This is a genomic window from Burkholderia sp. Bp8992, assembly GCF_003853705.1.
Lineage (GTDB): Bacteria > Pseudomonadota > Gammaproteobacteria > Burkholderiales > Burkholderiaceae > Burkholderia.
In genome coordinates this window covers 207,052-222,342 of the sequence record NZ_QTQI01000005.1, presented here as the reverse complement: position 1 = coordinate 222,342, position 15,291 = coordinate 207,052, and the positions used below count along the sequence as shown (strand labels likewise).

Genomic DNA, 15,291 nt, shown 5'->3' with positions numbered 1-15,291 from the left:
GTCCGGCACGGCGCTGCGCCGCCCGGGCCGCGCAGCGCCGGCACGTAACGCCCCTATCCCCTTCCAACCCGACCGGGTTCACGCGACCGGACGAGCCATACGGCCCGCCTGCCGGACACGTGCGTCCGTCGATCTCCCTACCGGAGCAGACACATGCAATACGCCGATACCGTCTATCTGAACGGCCTGCTTTACACGGGCGACGCGCAGCGCCGCTTCGCGCAGGCGCTCGCCACCCAGGACGGCAAGATCGTCGCGGTCGGCCGCGACGACGACATCCGCCCGCTGGCCGGCCCCGCGACGCGGATGGTCGATCTCGCCGGCCGCCTGATGCTGCCGGGCCTGATCGACGGTCACGTGCATCCGCTCGAAGGCCATCAGATCCTCGGCGACTTCGACCTGTCCGGCATCAACGATCCCGAGACGATCCTGCAACGCATCCGTGCGTGTGCCGACGCGACGCCGAACGAGCCGTGGGTCTACCTCGGCGGCGCGAACCTCGCTGCGTTCGGCGCATATCCGACCCGCGCGCTGCTCGACCGCGTCGTGCCCGACCGGCCGCTGCTCGTGGTCGGCTTCGACGTGCACAGCGGCTGCCTCAACACGAAGGGGCTCGAGGCGGCCGGCATCCAGGCCGACACGCCCAATCCGTCGGGCGGCGTGATCGAGCGTGATGCGTCGGGCGCGCCGACCGGCGTCGTACACGAAGCGGCGTTCTACCGCGTGTGCCCGATCATTCCCCAACTGAGCCCGGCCGGCTACCCGAAGTCGCTCTCCAAGGCGCACGCGATGGCGCACGGCTACGGCATCACCGGCTGGTTCGATGCCCGCGTCGAGGAAGACCAGCTCAAGGCCTATGCCGATGCGCAGCGTGCGGGTACGCTGAAGGCGTACATGAGCGCGGGCCTGTACGCGAACCCGCGCCGCGACCCACGCGAGCAGGTCGAACGCTTCGTCGCCTGGCGTCGCGAATACGAACGCGACAACCTGCGCCTGCATACGGTGAAGATCTTCGTCGACGGCGTGCCGGAATCGAAAACCGCCGCGTTGCTCGAACCGTACGCGGGCACCGACGACTGCGGCCTCGCGCTTTGGAGCCAGGACGCGCTGAACGACATCTGCCTGCTCGCCGATACGGCCGGCTTCGACCTGCACTTCCATACGCTCGCCGACCGCGCGGTGCGCATGACGCTCGACGCGCTCGAACACATCCAGCGCCGCAACGGCATGCGCGACCGGCGCGCGCAGCTTGCGCACCTGCAGCTCGTCGATCCGGCCGACATGAGCCGCTTCAACCGGCTCGGCGCGATCGCGAGCGTGCAGACGCTGTGGACGGCCGCCCGCGACGAGCAGCAACAGCTTTACCGCGACCTGCTCGGCGACGAGCGCACCGCGCGCAACTATCCGTTCCGCAGCCTGCGCAACGCGGGCGCGATGCTCGCGGCCGGTTCCGACTGGTCGGTCAGCACGATGGACCCGATGCAGATCATCCAGACGGGCGTCACGCATCTGCTGATCGACCAGCCCGACAGCCCGCCGTGGAATCCGCACGAACGGCTCGACCTGCTCACGATGCTCGAGGCCTATACGGTCAACACCGCGTACGCGCTGCGATTCGACGACTGCACGGGTTCGCTCGAAGCGGGCAAGGATGCAAGCTTCGCGATCCTCGACCGCAATCCGTTCGCGCACCCGGTCGAGACGTTCGCGCAGGCCCGCGTGATCGAGACGTGCTTCCGCGGCGAAGTCGTGCACGCCGCGCCGGGCTGGGCCGACTGAGCGTCGGCCCGGGCCGTCGTCAGGCGACGCCGAGCGCCAGTACCTGCTCGGTCGTCAGCACGTCGCCGAACGTGTCCGACAGCGCGGCCAGCGTCGCGCGATGGAGGTCGCGGTGCGGCACCGTCCCGCCGTCCGCGACGTCGAGGTCGCGCGTCGCGCACGCGTCGTCGACGACGATCACCGCATAGCCGAGCGGCACCGCGTCGCGTGCCGCGCCGGCCACGCACGCATGCGTCATCAGGCCCGTGACGATCAGCGTGTCGATGCCGGCCGCCTTCAGGCGCGCATCGAGGTCCGTCGTCGGGAACACGCTGACCGACGTCTTCTTCACGACCGCGTGGTGCGGCGCCGGCTGTAGCTCCGCGTGGAAGCGGAAGCCGTCGCTGCCTTCGGCGAAGATCGGGCTGTCGGCCGTATCGACGTGCTGGACGTGAAACACCGGAATGCCCGCGCGGTCGGCGAATGCGATCACGCGCCGCGCATTGCCCAGCGCGCGTGGCCCTTCCGGAATCGGCAGGCGGCCGCTGAAGTACTCGTTCTGGAAATCGATCACCAGCAGCGCGCTGCGGGCGGCGTCGATCGACGTCGGCGCGGTCGCGCCGGCCAGGGTACGGATGGTCGGGTGTTGCATGGGTCGCTCTCTTTCGGTTCGCACATCGATCGGACGGCGCGCCGGGCTTGCCGGCGCCGCCGGACGCGGCCCGATCCTTCACCGGCCGCGAGGCGCCAGTGTCGGGCCGCGCGGCCGTGCGCGACAGCGGCGCGCGGGACAACGTCCGACAGGATCGGGCCAACGTGCGCACGGGCCGCTTACGACAGCGCGGCCGTACGGGCGCCCGGCCGCGTCCGCCCGTACGCGACCATCATCGCGAAGCTGAGCAGGAAGCCCGCACCGCCGATCAGCAGCAGGCCGGTCTCGCCGAACACCGGCAGCAGGTTCGTCAGCGCGCCCGTCACGACCCACGCGACCGCCATCACCGAGCCCGCGACGCCGAGCGCCCAGCCTTGCCGGTCCTCGCTGACGGCGTCGGAGAACGCCGTATACATCGTCGTGTACGCAATCATGTCGAAACAGCCGACGACCATCGCGAGCGCCCACAGCACCGGTTCGTGCGGGAACAACGCCGACAGGACCTGGCCCAGCCCGGCGACGAGCAAGCCCGTCTTCGCGATGTCGATCACGCGCCACACGCGCAGCATCAGCCGCACGACGAACAGCAGGCCGAACACGAAGCAGATGCCGATCACGCCGCTGAACAGCCCGAGCCGCGCGCTCGTATAACCGAATTTCGCCTGCAGCAGCAGCATGATGGTCTGCAGGTACAGCCCGTAGCCGACCTGCATCAGGAAGAACACCACCGACAGGAACGCGACGTTGCGCTGGCGCGCGGCCTCCCAGATGATCCGCAGCGGCAGCAGCGGATCGATGCGCGTGTCGCCGCGCGGCGCGGCCGAGTCGCGATACGACGCCCACGTCCAGAACGCGCAGGCGAGCGACAGCACGGCGACCAGCACGAACGGCGTGCCGTAGTCGAACAGCGGCGAGATCGTCCGGTCGGACGTGACGCCGCCGAGCACCGGACCGACGATCACGCCCGCGCTGAACGCGAGCGACATGATGCTCATGTTGTACGCCTTGTTCTCGGGCGTGCTCAGGTCGGTGATCGCCGCCTGCGCGATGCCCTGGCAACCGGCCATCAGGCCGGTGAGCCCGCGCCCGGCCAGCAGCAGCGCGATGCTGGCGTGCCACGCGCCGGCCGCCATCATCGCGTAGCCGGCCGCGAGACCGAGCACGCACAGCAGCAGTATGCGGCGGCGGCCGTAGCGATCGGACAGTTCGCCCATCAGCGACGAGCCGAAGAACATGCACAGCGGGTAGATTCCGTAGCCGAGACCGAGATAGAAATTGCGCGCGTGCTCGCCGGCGTCGGCCGGCAGGATGCCCGCGTGCGGATCGCTGAAGATCGCGGACATCATCGGGTAGACGAGCCCGAACCCCATCGCGTCGAGCGCGATGGCGAGCAGGCAGGGGCCGAGCAACCTGTAGTCGAGACGGGACATGGGGACCTTCCGGACGGAGTGGATGATCGCCCAAGCGTAATGACCGTGCGGCGGCCGCGGTAGGCCGCCGCCCGCGATGCTAACCATCGGCCGTGCCGATACCCGCCATGCCGCCCGCGCCGATGGGTCGCCGGCGCAGCCCACGCGTACTCGTCCGTTTGGACGGCACGGAGCACGCGCTTTGTTGCGATCATGGCCGTCATTCATCGCGCGGCACGCATCGATGCGTCCGCCACGGAGACGACATGAACGCCCCACTCCCCGGCCCCGTCGACCAGATCGGCTACGTGGTCGCCGACCTCGACCGCAGCATCGCGCGCTGGCGCGCCCGCCACGATGTCGGCCCGTGGACCGTATTCCGCAACGTCCGCCTCGACGGCCGGTATCTCGGCGAACCGGTGACGGTCACGATGGACGTCGGCCTCGCGTATCGCGGCGATCTGCAGATCGAACTGATCCACGTAACGAACGACGCGCCGTCGCCGTACCGCGATGGGCACGGGCAACCGCTCGCGGGCCTGCATCACGTCGCGTGGGTCGTCGACGATCTCGATGCGGCGGTCGCACGGCTCACCGCGCTCGGCCTGCGCATCGTGTTCGAAGCGTGCAACCCGGCCACGCGCCTCGCGTATCTCGACGACGCCGACGATCCCGGCGTGCGCGTCGAAGTAATCGAAGGCGCGGGCATGCGCGACATGATCGCGCACGGCATCGCCGAAGCACACGCCTGGGACGGCACCGATCCGGTTCGCATCGTCGACGCGGCGGACGCCTCCGCATGAGCGGCCCCGCGCGCGCCCCCTCTCACTCACAGGAGCAAGCAGAATGAAACGACTCGAAGGCAAGGTGGCGCTGATCACGGGCGGCGCCCGCGGCCAGGGCGAAGCGGAAGCACGCCGGTTCGTCGCCGAAGGCGCGCGCGTGGTGATCGCCGACGTGCTGGACGACGCCGGCCGGCGTGTCGCGGCCGAACTCGGCGACGCCGCACGATTCCAGCATCTCGACGTCACGAGCGAAGCCGACTGGCAGGCGGCCGTCCAAGCGACGCTCGCGCAGTTCGGCCGGCTCGACGTCCTCGTGAACAACGCGGCGATCCTGAAGCTCGTGCCGATCGAATCGTGTTCGCTCGACGACTATCGCAAGGTGATCGACGTGAACCAGGTCGGCTGCTGGCTCGGCATGAAATCGGCCGTGGCCGCGCTGAAGGAAGCCGGCGGCGGCTCGATCGTCAACGTGTCGTCGACGGCCGGGATGGAGGGCGTCGCGGGCGGCAGCGCATACGTATCGAGCAAGTTCGCGGTGCGCGGGATGACGAAGGCAGCCGCGCTCGAATTCGGCCGCTACGGCATTCGCGTGAACTCGGTGCATCCGGGCGGCATCGACACGGTGATGGCGCGCCCGCCCGAGTTCGCGGATTTCGATCCGTCGTCGATCTACAGCGGCCTGCCGATCGCACGCATCGGCAAACCCGACGAAGTGGCCAGCCTCGTGCTGTTCCTCGCGTCCGACGAATCGGCGTATTGCACGGGGGCGGAATTCATCGTCGACGGCGGGTTGCTCGCGGGCAGCACGTTCCACTGAGCCACCGCGCCAGCCGGCAACGGCAACGCCAACGCCGCCGGCGGCTCGATCCGCACGGCGGCGTTGGCGCTTTGCGGCAAGGAGCAAGCGCCGCTCAATACCCCTTCGGCTGGATCGCCGGCGCACCGGCTCCGCGCGCACCCTGCTTGCCGCCGCGCACGAAGCGGCGCCCGTACGGGCCGTACACGCCGTCCGGCTCCGGATACAAAGTCAGCAGCACGAAGTACAGCAGCCCGCCCACCGCCAGCGATACCGGCACGCTCAGGTCGAGCCCGCCCGCGAGGTGACCGAGCGGCCCGACGAACTGGCCCGGCAGGTTCACGAACGCGAACCCGGTGAACGCGGCCGGTAGCCATGCGCCCATCGCGCGCACGTTCCAGCCGTGCGTGAACCAGTAATGGCCGCCGTGCAGGCCGCGGTTGAACACCTGCAGGTCGTCGGCGAGATAGTAGCCGCGGCGCGTCACGTAGCCGATCACCATGATCGCCATCCACGGGCAGCTGAACGTGTCGATCAGCGTCGAGAACGTCGCGACGCTTTCGACGAGGTTGAACCAGAAGCGGCCGACGAAGATGAACGCGATCGCGATCGTGCCGATCAGCAGCGTCGCACGCACGCGGTTCAGGAAGCGCGGAAACATGCTCGACACGTCGAGCCCGGTGCCGTACAGCGCGGTCGTGCCGGTCGACATCCCGCCGATGATCGCGATCAGGCACATCGGCAGCAGGAACCAGCGCGGCGAAATCGCAAGCAGCCCGCCGACGTAGTCGTTCGATGCGATGAACGCGGGCGCCTTCGCCGCGATGATCGTCGCGGTCGCGAGGCCGAAGAAGAACGGCACGAACGTCGCGACCTGCGCGGCGAACACGGCGCCCATCACGCGATGCTTCGGCGTGTGCTGCGGAATGTAGCGCGCCCAGTCACCGAGCGTCGACGCGAACGATACCGGGTTGCTCAGCGCAACCAGCACCGCGCCGACGAACGCGGCCCAGAAACCTGCGCCGCCCGGCTGCAGCGTGCCCGCATAGTTGATGTCGAACAGGCCGGCGAATGCGAACAGGCCCGCGACGAACAGCACGCTCGCGGCCCACACGGCGATCTTGTTGACCCACAACATGAAGCGGAAACCGTAGATGCAGACGATCAGCACGAGCACCGCGAACACCATGTAGGCCGCGCCGAGCGTGACGCCGTTGACGGGCACGCCGACCATGTCGTGCGCGCCGCCGACGAGCGCATCGCCGGAGCTCCACACCGCGAGCGAGAAGAACGCGATCGACGTGAGCAGCGCGAGAAACGAGCCGACGATCCGGCCATGGATGCCGAAATGCGCGCCGGACGACACGGGGTCGCTCGTGCCGTTGCGCGGGCCGAACAGGCTCATCGGCGCGAGGATGCACGTGCCGGCGAGCACGCCGAGCACGATCGCGCAGACACCCGCCTTGAACGACAGTCCGACCAGCACCGGAAAGCTGCCGAGCACCGATGTGGAAAACGTATTGCAGCCGCCGAACAGCAACCGGAACAGATCGATCGGCCGCGCGTAGCGCGATGCATCGGGAATGCGCTCGAAACCGAACGACTCGACCTGCGTAATCCTGCCTTCACCCATTTGTCTCCCACTCCTCTGGTGCACCTGTACGGCCCGGGGCTGCGGCCATACGACACATCGTCATCGATTCGCGGCCACTCTAAACCGGATCGCGCGGCGCAAATATCACGCATTCGAGACGTTTACGACGATGGGGAACAATGTTTCCGGGCGGGCAACCGGCCGGATTCCGCGCCGCCCGTGCGGCGCGGGCGATGCGACGTCAGTGCGCCGCCGCTGCCGCCGCCGGCGCGCGGCAGGCGATCAGGCCCCGCTGAACGGCCGGCCGCGCGGCGATGTCGGCAAGCCAGCGCTCGACGTGCGGGAAGCCGGCGACGTCGATATCGAGCTCGGCTGCCGAGCGCAGCCACGGGAACGCCGCGATGTCGGCGATCGAATACCGCGGCGATGCGAGGTACGCCGATTCGGACAATCGGCCGTTCACGACCCCGTAGAGGCGCGTGGCCTCCTTCCGGTAGCGGTCGATCGCTTCCGCATTGGCCGTCTTCGATGCACGCAGGAACCACCAGAGCTGGCCGAGCATCGGCCCGATCCCGCCGATCTGGAAGTGCAGCCACTGCTGGACCGCCGTGCGCTCGGCGAGCGTGTCCGGATGCAGGCAACCCGTCTTCGCGGCGAGATAGCTGAGGATCGCGCCGGATTCGAACACGGCCAGCCCGGTATCGTGGTCGACGATGGCCGGGATCTTGCCGTTCGGGTTGATCGCGAGGAACGCCGGGCTGCGCTGCTCGCCGGCGGACAGGTTCACGTGCACGAGGTCGTGCGCGATCGCGGCCTCTTCCAGGTAGATCGCGATCTTGTGCCCGTTCGGGGTGTCTGCCGTATAGAACGTGAGAGAGTGATTCGAGGTCATGTCGGTCCTTGTCGTCGGATTATCGTTGCAACTGCAATCGTTGCAATTGCAATCCTATGCCGAAACCGATGGCACCGGCGACATGCCAGTACTCGAAGGAGGGGCATACGGCTGCGCGACCCGGTCCGCCCGTGCGGACGCCCGACACCCGCCGCGCCGCCACGGCCTGCCTCGAACGGCTGACGACGCGGCGGCTCGCGCCGCCGGGCGCGCGACGTCTGCGCTCGACGCGCCGTGTGCCGGATACCGTTACTTCACGTCGGCTGCCGCGTCGCGCGCGGCAGCGGTCGCACGGTCAAGCGCGGCGACCATCGCCGCCCGGTCCTTGCTGGTGAACTGGTCGAGAAATAGCTCCGCGACCGTCGTTTGATACACCTTCCACATCTTTTTGCGCAGCATCCGCCCCTTGTCGGTAATGCTTGCGTATGCGGCACGGCCGTCGTCCGCCGAACGGGTGCGCGCGACGAGCCCCTCGTGTTCGAGCCGGTCGACGAGCCGCGTGAGGTTGTAGCGCTCGATCACGAGCACGTCGGCCAGTTCGTGCATGCGGCGCGTGCCTTCGGGCCCGCTTTCAAGCCCCCACAACGCGTCGTACCACGCGTATGCAGGCAGGCCGGCATCCGCGAGACGGCGCTCGATCTCGCGAATCATCGTCCGGTGCGCGCGGACGAACGAAAACCACAGATCGGGTTCAGGTGCGCTCATGTCAGGTCATTCCTCTCATTTAATTGCAGTTGCAATTAAATCTTACCGCGATGCTACCGCCCGCGACACGATTGCATCGCGACGCGGCAGGCACGCTCCCTCCGGCCTGCCGCGCGGCGCCGCCCGCGCTACGGCTGCGACTGCGACTGCGCGAGCGGTGCCTGTACGCCCTGCTCCGCGCCCGACGGCCAGCCGCCCGCGAGCGCCTTGTACAGCGCGACCGTCGACGCCGCGCTGCGCATGCGTCCGTCGGCCGCCGCGTCCTGCGCCTGCAGCAGCATCCGTTGCGCGTCGAGCACTTCGTAGTAGTCGATCGCACCGGCCGAGAAGCGTGTCTGCGCGAGCTGCGCGGCGCGCGCGCTGTCGTCCGCCGCGCGCACGAGGTGCGTGGTCTCGTCACGCGTACGCGCGACACGCAGCAGCGCGTTCTCGGTTTCCTCCAGTGCGCCGAGCACGGTCTGCCGGTACTGCGCGAGCTGGCCGGCCGCTTCCGCGTCGCTCGCGGCGATCCGCGCACGCACGCGGCCGACATCGAGGAACGACCAGTCGATGCCGAGCGCGATCAGGTTCGTGTCGCTGCCGGCGCGGAAGAACCCGTAGCTGCTCGTCGCACTGCCGAGCAGCCCCGACAGCGTGAAGCGCGGGAACAGGTCGGCCGTCGCGACGCCGACGCGCGCGGTCGCCGCGTGCAGCCTGGCCTCCGCCGCCGCGACATCGGGGCGCCGGCGCAGCAGGTCGCCCGGCGTGCCGGGATCGATGTCGGCAGCCAGCGCCGGCAGCGGGATGGGCTTGCCCGGCGGCATGCCGGTTGTCGGCGGATCGAAGCGGCCGATCAACGCATCGGGCGTCTGCCCCGTCAGCACCGCGAGTCGATGCTCGTCGACGCCGATCGCGGCTTCGTATACGGCAATCCGCGACGTCGTCGATTCGTACTGCGCACGTGCACGCGCCGCATCGAGTTCGGACCCTCGCCCCGCACCGACGCGCGCATTGATCAGCGCAAGCGTCTGCTTCTGGTTGTCGGCGTTCTCGCGGGCGATCCGCAGCCGCTCCTGCGAGCCGCGCAGGTCGACGTACGTGCTCGCCACTTCGCCGGCGATCGCGACGCGTACCGCGCGCACGTCGGCCGCACTCGCCGCGGTTTCGGCGCGCTGCGACTCGATCGAACGACGCACGCGGCCGAACAGGTCGAGTTCCCACGCGGCATTGATCCCGACGCTCGACGTCGGTGCATCGCGCTGGCTGCGCGGCGCGCCGAACGCCTGGTCCTTGCTCATCAGCTGGTGGCCGATCCGGCCGCTTGCGGTGAGCGTCGGATAGCGATCGAAGGTTGCCTGCGACAGCAGCGCATTCGATGCATCGTAGCGCGACACCGCGACCTGCAGATCCTGGTTGGCCGCGAGCGCCGCATCGATCAACTGCGTCAGCACCGGATCGCCGAAGCCGCGCCAGAACGTCGCATCGGCGGCGGCCGATGCATCGGGCGGCGTAGCGGACGGCGACGCGTCGTGCTGCGTCGCCGGATGCCCGTCACGCGCGAACCGCGCGGCCGTGGCCGTATCGGGCCGCTGGAAATCGGGGCCCACCGCGCACGCGGCAAGCGTCACCGACATCGCGAGCGCGGAAAGACGAAAAGCGGCGCTCATCGGTTTTCTCCTTCGAGGGTGCCGTGCTGTTCGCTCCAGACGGCCGGCGTGCCGCCCGCGAGCTTGCGGATCGCCACATAGAACACGGGCGTCAGGAACAGCCCGAACAGCGTGACGCCGAGCATCCCCGCGAACACGGTGACGCCGGTGGCCGCACGCACCTCGCTGCCCGCGCCGCTGCCGATCAGCAGCGGCACCGAGCCCGCGATGAACGCGACCGACGTCATCACGATCGGGCGCAGCCGCAGCTTGCATGCCTCGAGCGCCGCCTCGATCGCGCCCTTGCCCTGGATTTCGAGTTCGCGCGCGAATTCGACGATCAGGATCGCGTTCTTGCACGCGAGCCCCATCAGCACGACGAGGCCGACCTGCACGAACACATTGTTGTCGCCGCCGGACAGCCATACGCCGAACAACGCCGCGCACATGCACACCGGCACGATCAGGATCACCGCAAGCGGCAGCGTCCAGCTTTCATACAACGACGCGAGCACGAGGAACACGAGCATCACGGCCAGCGGGAACACGACGATCGCCGCATTGCTCTGCGTGACCTGCTGGTAGCTGAGATCGGTCCATTCGAGCGTGATGCCGGGCGGCAATACCTCCTTCGCGATCTGCTGGAGCTTCGCGATCGCCTGCGACGACGACATCACCTTCGGATCGGCATCGCCGATCAGGTCGGCGGCCGGATAGCCGTTGTAGCGAACGACCGGATCGGGCCCGTACGCCGGCCCCACCGTCACCATCGAGCCGATCGGCACCATCTCGCCCTTGGCATTGCGCGTGCGCAGGTTCGCGATGTCGGCGGCCGTCTGCCGATGGCCGGCATCGGCCTGCGCCATCACGCGATACACGCGGCCGAAGAGGTTGAAGTCGTTCACGTACATCGAGCCGAGATACACCTGCAGCGTATTGAACAGGTCGGTTAACGCGACGCCCTGCGCCTTCGCCTTCAGCCGGTCGACCTTCACCTCGAGCTGCGGGATGTTCGCCTGGTACGAGCTGACGGGATAGCTCATCCCCGGCGTCTTCGCGACCGCGGCCTGGAACGCCGACAGCGCCTTCTGCAACTCTCCGTAGCCGAGGCCGCCGCGATCCTCGAGGTACAGCGAATAGCCCGAACCGTTGCCGAGGCCCTGGATCGGCGGCGGCATCAGCGCGTAGGTGATGCCGCCGCCGATCGCCGCGAAGCGCGCGTTCAGGTCCGCGTTGATCTGCGCGGCGCTGCGGTGACGCTGGTCGAACGGCTTCAGGATCACGTACGAGTTCGTGATGTTCGGCGTGTTCACGGCCTGCAGCGCATTCAGCCCCGCGAACGCCGGCACCATCTCGACGCCGTCGGTGCCGAGCGCGATCTTCGTCATCTGCTCGGTCACCGCGCTGGTACGCGCGAGCGACGCGCCTTCCGGCAGCTTTGCGCCCGCGAATAGGTACAGCTTGTCCTGAACCGGGATGAAGCCGCCCGGCACCGCGTTGAACAGCAGCGCGGTCGCCGCGAGCAGCGCCGCATAGACCGCGAACACCACACCGCGCCGCTTCAGCGTACGGCCGACGACGCCGTGATAGCGGTCGGAGCTGCGCTCGAAGAAACGGTTGAACGGATGGAACAGCCAGCCGAATGCGCGATCGAGCGCGCGCGTCAGTGCATCCTTCGGCGCGCCGTGCGGGCGCAGCAGCTTCGCGGCGAGTGCGGGCGACAGCGTCAGCGAGTTGATCGCGGAGATCACCGTCGAAATCGCGATCGTCACCGCGAACTGCCTGTAGAACTGGCCCGTGACGCCCGACATGAACGCCATCGGCACGAACACCGCGCACAGCACGAGCGCGATCGCGACGATCGGCCCCGACACCTCGCGCATCGCCTGGTGCGCGGCATCGCGCGGGCTCAAGCCCTGCGCGATGTTGCGCTCGACGTTCTCGACGACGACGATCGCATCGTCGACGACGATCCCGATCGCGAGCACGAGCCCGAACAGCGTCAGCGTATTGATCGAATAGCCGAGCAGGTAGAGCCACGCGAACGTGCCGACCACCGACACGGGCACCGCGACGAGCGGAATGATCGACGCGCGCCAGGTCTGCAGGAACAGGATCACGACGAGCACGACCAGCACGACGGCCTCGATCAGCGTGTGCTGCACCGCGCGGATCGATTCGCGCACGAACACCGTCGGGTCCCACACCGGGCGATACGCAACGCCGGGCGGGAACCGTTTCGACAGCTCGTCGAGCTTCGCGTACACCGACTTCGCGACGTCGAGCGCGTTCGCGCCGGGCGACAGGAAGATGCCGACCACGGCCGAATGCTTGTCGTTGAAGTACGAGCGCAGCGTGTAGTCGCCGGCGCCGAGCTCGATGCGCGCGACGTCGGACAGCTTCACGACCTGGCCGTCGTCGCCGTTGCGCAGCACGATGTCGCTGAACTCCTGCACCGTGCGCAGGCGGCCGCGCACGTTGATCGACACGAGAAAGTCGTTTTTCTTCGGCGACGGTTCCGCGCCGAGCTGGCCGGCCGACACCTGCACGTTCTGCTCGCGCACGGCCGCGATCACGTCGCTCGCGGTGAGCCCACGCGACGCGAGCCGGTTCGGGTCGAGCCACAGCCGCATCGCGTAGTCGCCCGAACCATACACGCCGACGTCGCCGATGCCGGTGAGCCGCGACAGCTCGTCCTTCACGTGCAGCGTCAGGTAGTTGCGCAGGTACAGCGAATCGCGGCTGTTGTCCGGCGAGTAGAGGCTCACGTACATCAGCGGCGTCGGCGACTGCTTCTGCGTGGTCACGCCGTACTGCCGCACCTCGTCGGGCAGGCGCGAGAGCGCCTGGCTCACGCGGTTCTGCACGCGCACGGCAGCCGTGTCGGGGTCGACGCCCTGCAGGAACGTGACGACGACCTGCAGGCTGCCGTCCGACCCGGCGACCGACTTCATGTACATGATGCCTTCGACACCGTTGATCGCCTCTTCCAGCGGTTCGGCGACCGATTCGGCGATTTCCTTCGGGTTCGCGCCCGGATACGTCGCACGCACGACGACGCTCGGCGGCACGACTTCCGGGTATTCGCCGGCCGGCAGCATCGGAATCGAGATCAGGCCGATCGCGAAGATGACGATCGACAGCACGACCGCGAAGATCGGCCGGTCGATGAAGAATCGGGAGAAATCCATTGCGTCTCTCCCGTCACTGCGCGGCAGGCGCGCCGGCATCGGCCACGGCCTGCGTGCCGTTGCCGCCACCTGCATCGGCGCGCGCGGGCAGCGCCTTCGGCTTCACCTGCGCGCCCGGATAGTAGATCCGCTGCACGCCGTCGACGACCACGCGATCGCCCGCCTGCAGCCCCTTCTCGACGATCCGCTCGCCTTGCATCTCGCGGCCGATCGTCACGTCGCGGCGCAGCGCCTTGTCGCCGGGGCCGATCACGTACACGTACTTGCGGTCCTGGTCGGTCAGCACGGCCTTGTCGTCGACGAGCAGCGCGTCCTGGTCGCGGCCGCTGACGAGCTGCACGCGCGCATACAACCCCGGCGTAAACGCATGGTCCGCATTCTGCAGCCGCACGCGCGCCCGGATCGTGCCGGTTTGCGGGTCGAGCCGGTTGTCGAGGAAATCGACGGTGCCCGCGTGCGGGAAGCCCGTCTCGTTCGCGAGGCCCACGCGCACCGGATCGGCGCCGATCGCGCGATGCTTCGGATCGGCACGGCGCGCGTTGTAGCGCAGGTAGCTCTGCTCGTCGCAGTCGAAGTACACGTAGACGGGGTCCTGAGAGACGACGGTCGTCAGCAGCGTGTCGTCCGCGCGCGCGAGGTTGCCGACGGTCGCGACCGCGCGGCCGACACGGCCCGCGATCGGCGCGCGCACTTCGGTGAAGCCGAGATTGAGCTTCGCGTCCGCGACGGCCGCGTCGGCGGCCTGCAGGTCCGCGCGGGCCTGCTCGGCGGTGGCGCGCGCGTTGTCGAGTTCTTCCTGCGACGTCGCATGCGCATCGATCAGCGTCTGCACGCGCTTGAGCTGCACCTGAGCGAGGCTCGCGGCCGCACGGGCCCGCTGCTGCTGCGCGTTGGCACGGTCGAGCGCGATCCGGTACGGACGCGGGTCGATCTCGAACAGCAGCGCGCCCTGCGCGACGAGGTCGCCTTCCTTGTAGGCCACGCGCTGCAGATAGCCGCTCACGCGCGGCCGCAACTCCACCGCGTCGACCGCTTCGACGCGCCCGTTGAATTCGTCCGCGAGGCGGACCGTGCGCGGCGCGACGGCGGCGACGCCGACTTCGGGAAGGGGCTGGGCCGACGCTGCGCCTTTGCCGTCGTGACAGCCGGACAACGCCAGCAACAGTGCGCAGGCGGCGCCCAAAGGCGACGTCCTGCGTAGGGATAAGGAGAGCATGGTGCCTCGCGACGGGTTAAACTGCCGCGTAGCATAAAAGTTGAAGTTAACTTCAAGTCAAGCTTTCCCCCGGAGAACGTCATGGGTACCCCGGAAGAATCGAAATGGCCGCTGATGTCGATCCGCGAAGTGGCCGCGCGCAGCGGCGTGCCGGCGTCGACGCTGCGGTTCTACGAGACGCGCGGGCTCATCAAGTCGCACCGGAACGGCTCGAGCCATCGCCACTATTCGCGTGCGGTGCTGCGGCTGATCGCATTCATCGTGTTCGCGCAGAAGATCGGCTATTCGCTCGACGAAATCGCCGAGCAGCTCGTCAGCCTCCCCGAGGACACCGCGCCGAGCAACAAGGACTGGCAGCGGCTGTCGCGCGGCTGGAAGCAGCGCGTCGCGAGCCGGATCGAGGAGCTGCAGCGGCTCTACATCAACCTCGACGAATGCATCGGCTGCGGCTGCCTGTCGCTGAAGCGCTGCAAGCTGACCAATCCGGAAGACCGCGCGGGCCGCAACGGGCCCGGCGCGCGGCGCTGGCTCGGCGACAAGCCGCCGACGGATCCGGAGTGACGGGCTAACCCGCGCCCGCCGCTGGCGCGGTGCGCATCACCCGACGCGCCACCGCATGGCATTACGTTGTGCGAACTGAATGACGCGGGCAGCCTGCTTGCGTACGA

12 protein-coding genes are annotated in these 15,291 nt (G+C 68.6%); 4 read left to right on the top strand and 8 right to left on the bottom strand.

The genetic code is table 11. The annotated features are described in order from the left end of the window. Positions 1–153: 153 nt before the first annotated feature. On the top strand, positions 154–1,779 hold the full coding sequence (locus tag DIE03_RS10160) for an amidohydrolase (protein WP_124449892.1): 1,626 nt from the start codon (positions 154–156) through the stop codon (positions 1,777–1,779). A gap of 19 nt (positions 1,780–1,798) precedes the next feature. Here the strand turns inward: DIE03_RS10160 and DIE03_RS10155 are convergent, their stop codons facing one another. Together DIE03_RS10155 and DIE03_RS10150 are read right to left on the bottom strand one after the other, a co-directional pair. Beyond that, on the bottom strand, positions 1,799–2,410 hold the full coding sequence (locus tag DIE03_RS10155; protein ID WP_124449890.1) for a cysteine hydrolase family protein: 612 nt from the start codon (positions 2,408–2,410) through the stop codon (positions 1,799–1,801). A gap of 179 nt (positions 2,411–2,589) precedes the next feature. Then, complete coding sequence (locus tag DIE03_RS10150; RefSeq protein ID WP_124449888.1) at positions 2,590–3,840, bottom strand: MFS transporter; 1,251 nt, start codon at positions 3,838–3,840, stop codon at positions 2,590–2,592. 245 nt (positions 3,841–4,085) lie between these two features. Between DIE03_RS10150 and DIE03_RS10145 the strand changes: the two genes are divergently transcribed. Together DIE03_RS10145 and DIE03_RS10140 are read left to right on the top strand one after the other, a co-directional pair. Next, positions 4,086–4,622 carry a VOC family protein gene (locus DIE03_RS10145; protein WP_124449886.1) on the top strand — a complete coding sequence of 179 codons (537 nt, stop codon included), beginning with the start codon at positions 4,086–4,088 and terminating at the stop codon, positions 4,620–4,622. Positions 4,623–4,665: 43 nt separating this feature from the next. Further along, positions 4,666–5,421: a glucose 1-dehydrogenase gene (locus DIE03_RS10140; protein WP_124449884.1), complete on the top strand. Its 756-nt coding sequence runs from the start codon at positions 4,666–4,668 to the stop codon at positions 5,419–5,421. A 94-nt stretch (positions 5,422–5,515) separates the two neighbouring features. Here DIE03_RS10140 and DIE03_RS10135 read toward each other — a convergent pair whose 3' ends face one another. The 6 genes from DIE03_RS10135 to DIE03_RS10105 form a co-directional block, all read right to left on the bottom strand. Next, entirely contained in the window at positions 5,516–7,033 is a 1,518-nt protein-coding gene (locus tag DIE03_RS10135) for a cytosine permease (protein WP_124449882.1), read from the bottom strand. 202 nt (positions 7,034–7,235) lie between these two features. After that, positions 7,236–7,886 (bottom strand): glutathione S-transferase family protein, encoded by a 651-nt coding sequence (locus DIE03_RS10130; protein ID WP_124449880.1) that lies wholly within the window; start codon positions 7,884–7,886, stop codon positions 7,236–7,238. A gap of 249 nt (positions 7,887–8,135) precedes the next feature. Next, on the bottom strand, positions 8,136–8,591 hold the full coding sequence (locus DIE03_RS10120) for a MarR family winged helix-turn-helix transcriptional regulator (RefSeq protein ID WP_124449876.1): 456 nt from the start codon (positions 8,589–8,591) through the stop codon (positions 8,136–8,138). A 128-nt stretch (positions 8,592–8,719) separates the two neighbouring features. Continuing rightward, positions 8,720–10,237 (bottom strand): efflux transporter outer membrane subunit, encoded by a 1,518-nt coding sequence (locus DIE03_RS10115; RefSeq protein ID WP_124449874.1) that lies wholly within the window; start codon positions 10,235–10,237, stop codon positions 8,720–8,722. Next, the gene (locus DIE03_RS10110; protein ID WP_124449872.1) at positions 10,234–13,407 is read right to left on the bottom strand and encodes an efflux RND transporter permease subunit; all 3,174 of its coding nucleotides are present in this window, start codon (positions 13,405–13,407) and stop codon (positions 10,234–10,236) included. The genes DIE03_RS10115 and DIE03_RS10110 overlap by 4 nt, the downstream gene beginning before the upstream one ends. A 13-nt stretch (positions 13,408–13,420) precedes the next feature. Further along, complete coding sequence (locus DIE03_RS10105) at positions 13,421–14,623, bottom strand: efflux RND transporter periplasmic adaptor subunit (protein WP_124449869.1); 1,203 nt, start codon at positions 14,621–14,623, stop codon at positions 13,421–13,423. 81 nt (positions 14,624–14,704) lie between these two features. On the opposite strand from DIE03_RS10105, the gene soxR reads away from it, so the two are divergent. Continuing rightward, a complete protein-coding gene (soxR, locus tag DIE03_RS10100) occupies positions 14,705–15,184 on the top strand; it encodes a redox-sensitive transcriptional activator SoxR (RefSeq protein ID WP_124449867.1) in 480 nt (159 codons plus the stop codon). Positions 15,185–15,291 lie beyond the last annotated feature (107 nt).

Bases quoted from the DNA above. Each gene is read 5' to 3' on its own strand.
- DIE03_RS10160 (WP_124449892.1), top strand. From the start codon at position 154: ATGCAATACGCCGATACCGTCTATCTGAACGGCCTGCTTTACACGGGC.
- DIE03_RS10155 (WP_124449890.1), bottom strand. From the start codon at position 2,410: ATGCAACACCCGACCATCCGTACCCTGGCCGGCGCGACCGCGCCGACG.
- DIE03_RS10150 (WP_124449888.1), bottom strand. From the start codon at position 3,840: ATGTCCCGTCTCGACTACAGGTTGCTCGGCCCCTGCCTGCTCGCCATC.
- DIE03_RS10145 (WP_124449886.1), top strand. From the start codon at position 4,086: ATGAACGCCCCACTCCCCGGCCCCGTCGACCAGATCGGCTACGTGGTC.
- DIE03_RS10140 (WP_124449884.1), top strand. From the start codon at position 4,666: ATGAAACGACTCGAAGGCAAGGTGGCGCTGATCACGGGCGGCGCCCGC.
- DIE03_RS10135 (WP_124449882.1), bottom strand. From the start codon at position 7,033: ATGGGTGAAGGCAGGATTACGCAGGTCGAGTCGTTCGGTTTCGAGCGC.
- DIE03_RS10130 (WP_124449880.1), bottom strand. From the start codon at position 7,886: ATGACCTCGAATCACTCTCTCACGTTCTATACGGCAGACACCCCGAAC.
- DIE03_RS10120 (WP_124449876.1), bottom strand. From the start codon at position 8,591: ATGAGCGCACCTGAACCCGATCTGTGGTTTTCGTTCGTCCGCGCGCAC.
- DIE03_RS10115 (WP_124449874.1), bottom strand. From the start codon at position 10,237: ATGAGCGCCGCTTTTCGTCTTTCCGCGCTCGCGATGTCGGTGACGCTT.
- DIE03_RS10110 (WP_124449872.1), bottom strand. From the start codon at position 13,407: ATGGATTTCTCCCGATTCTTCATCGACCGGCCGATCTTCGCGGTCGTG.
- DIE03_RS10105 (WP_124449869.1), bottom strand. From the start codon at position 14,623: ATGCTCTCCTTATCCCTACGCAGGACGTCGCCTTTGGGCGCCGCCTGC.
- soxR (WP_124449867.1), top strand. From the start codon at position 14,705: ATGGGTACCCCGGAAGAATCGAAATGGCCGCTGATGTCGATCCGCGAA.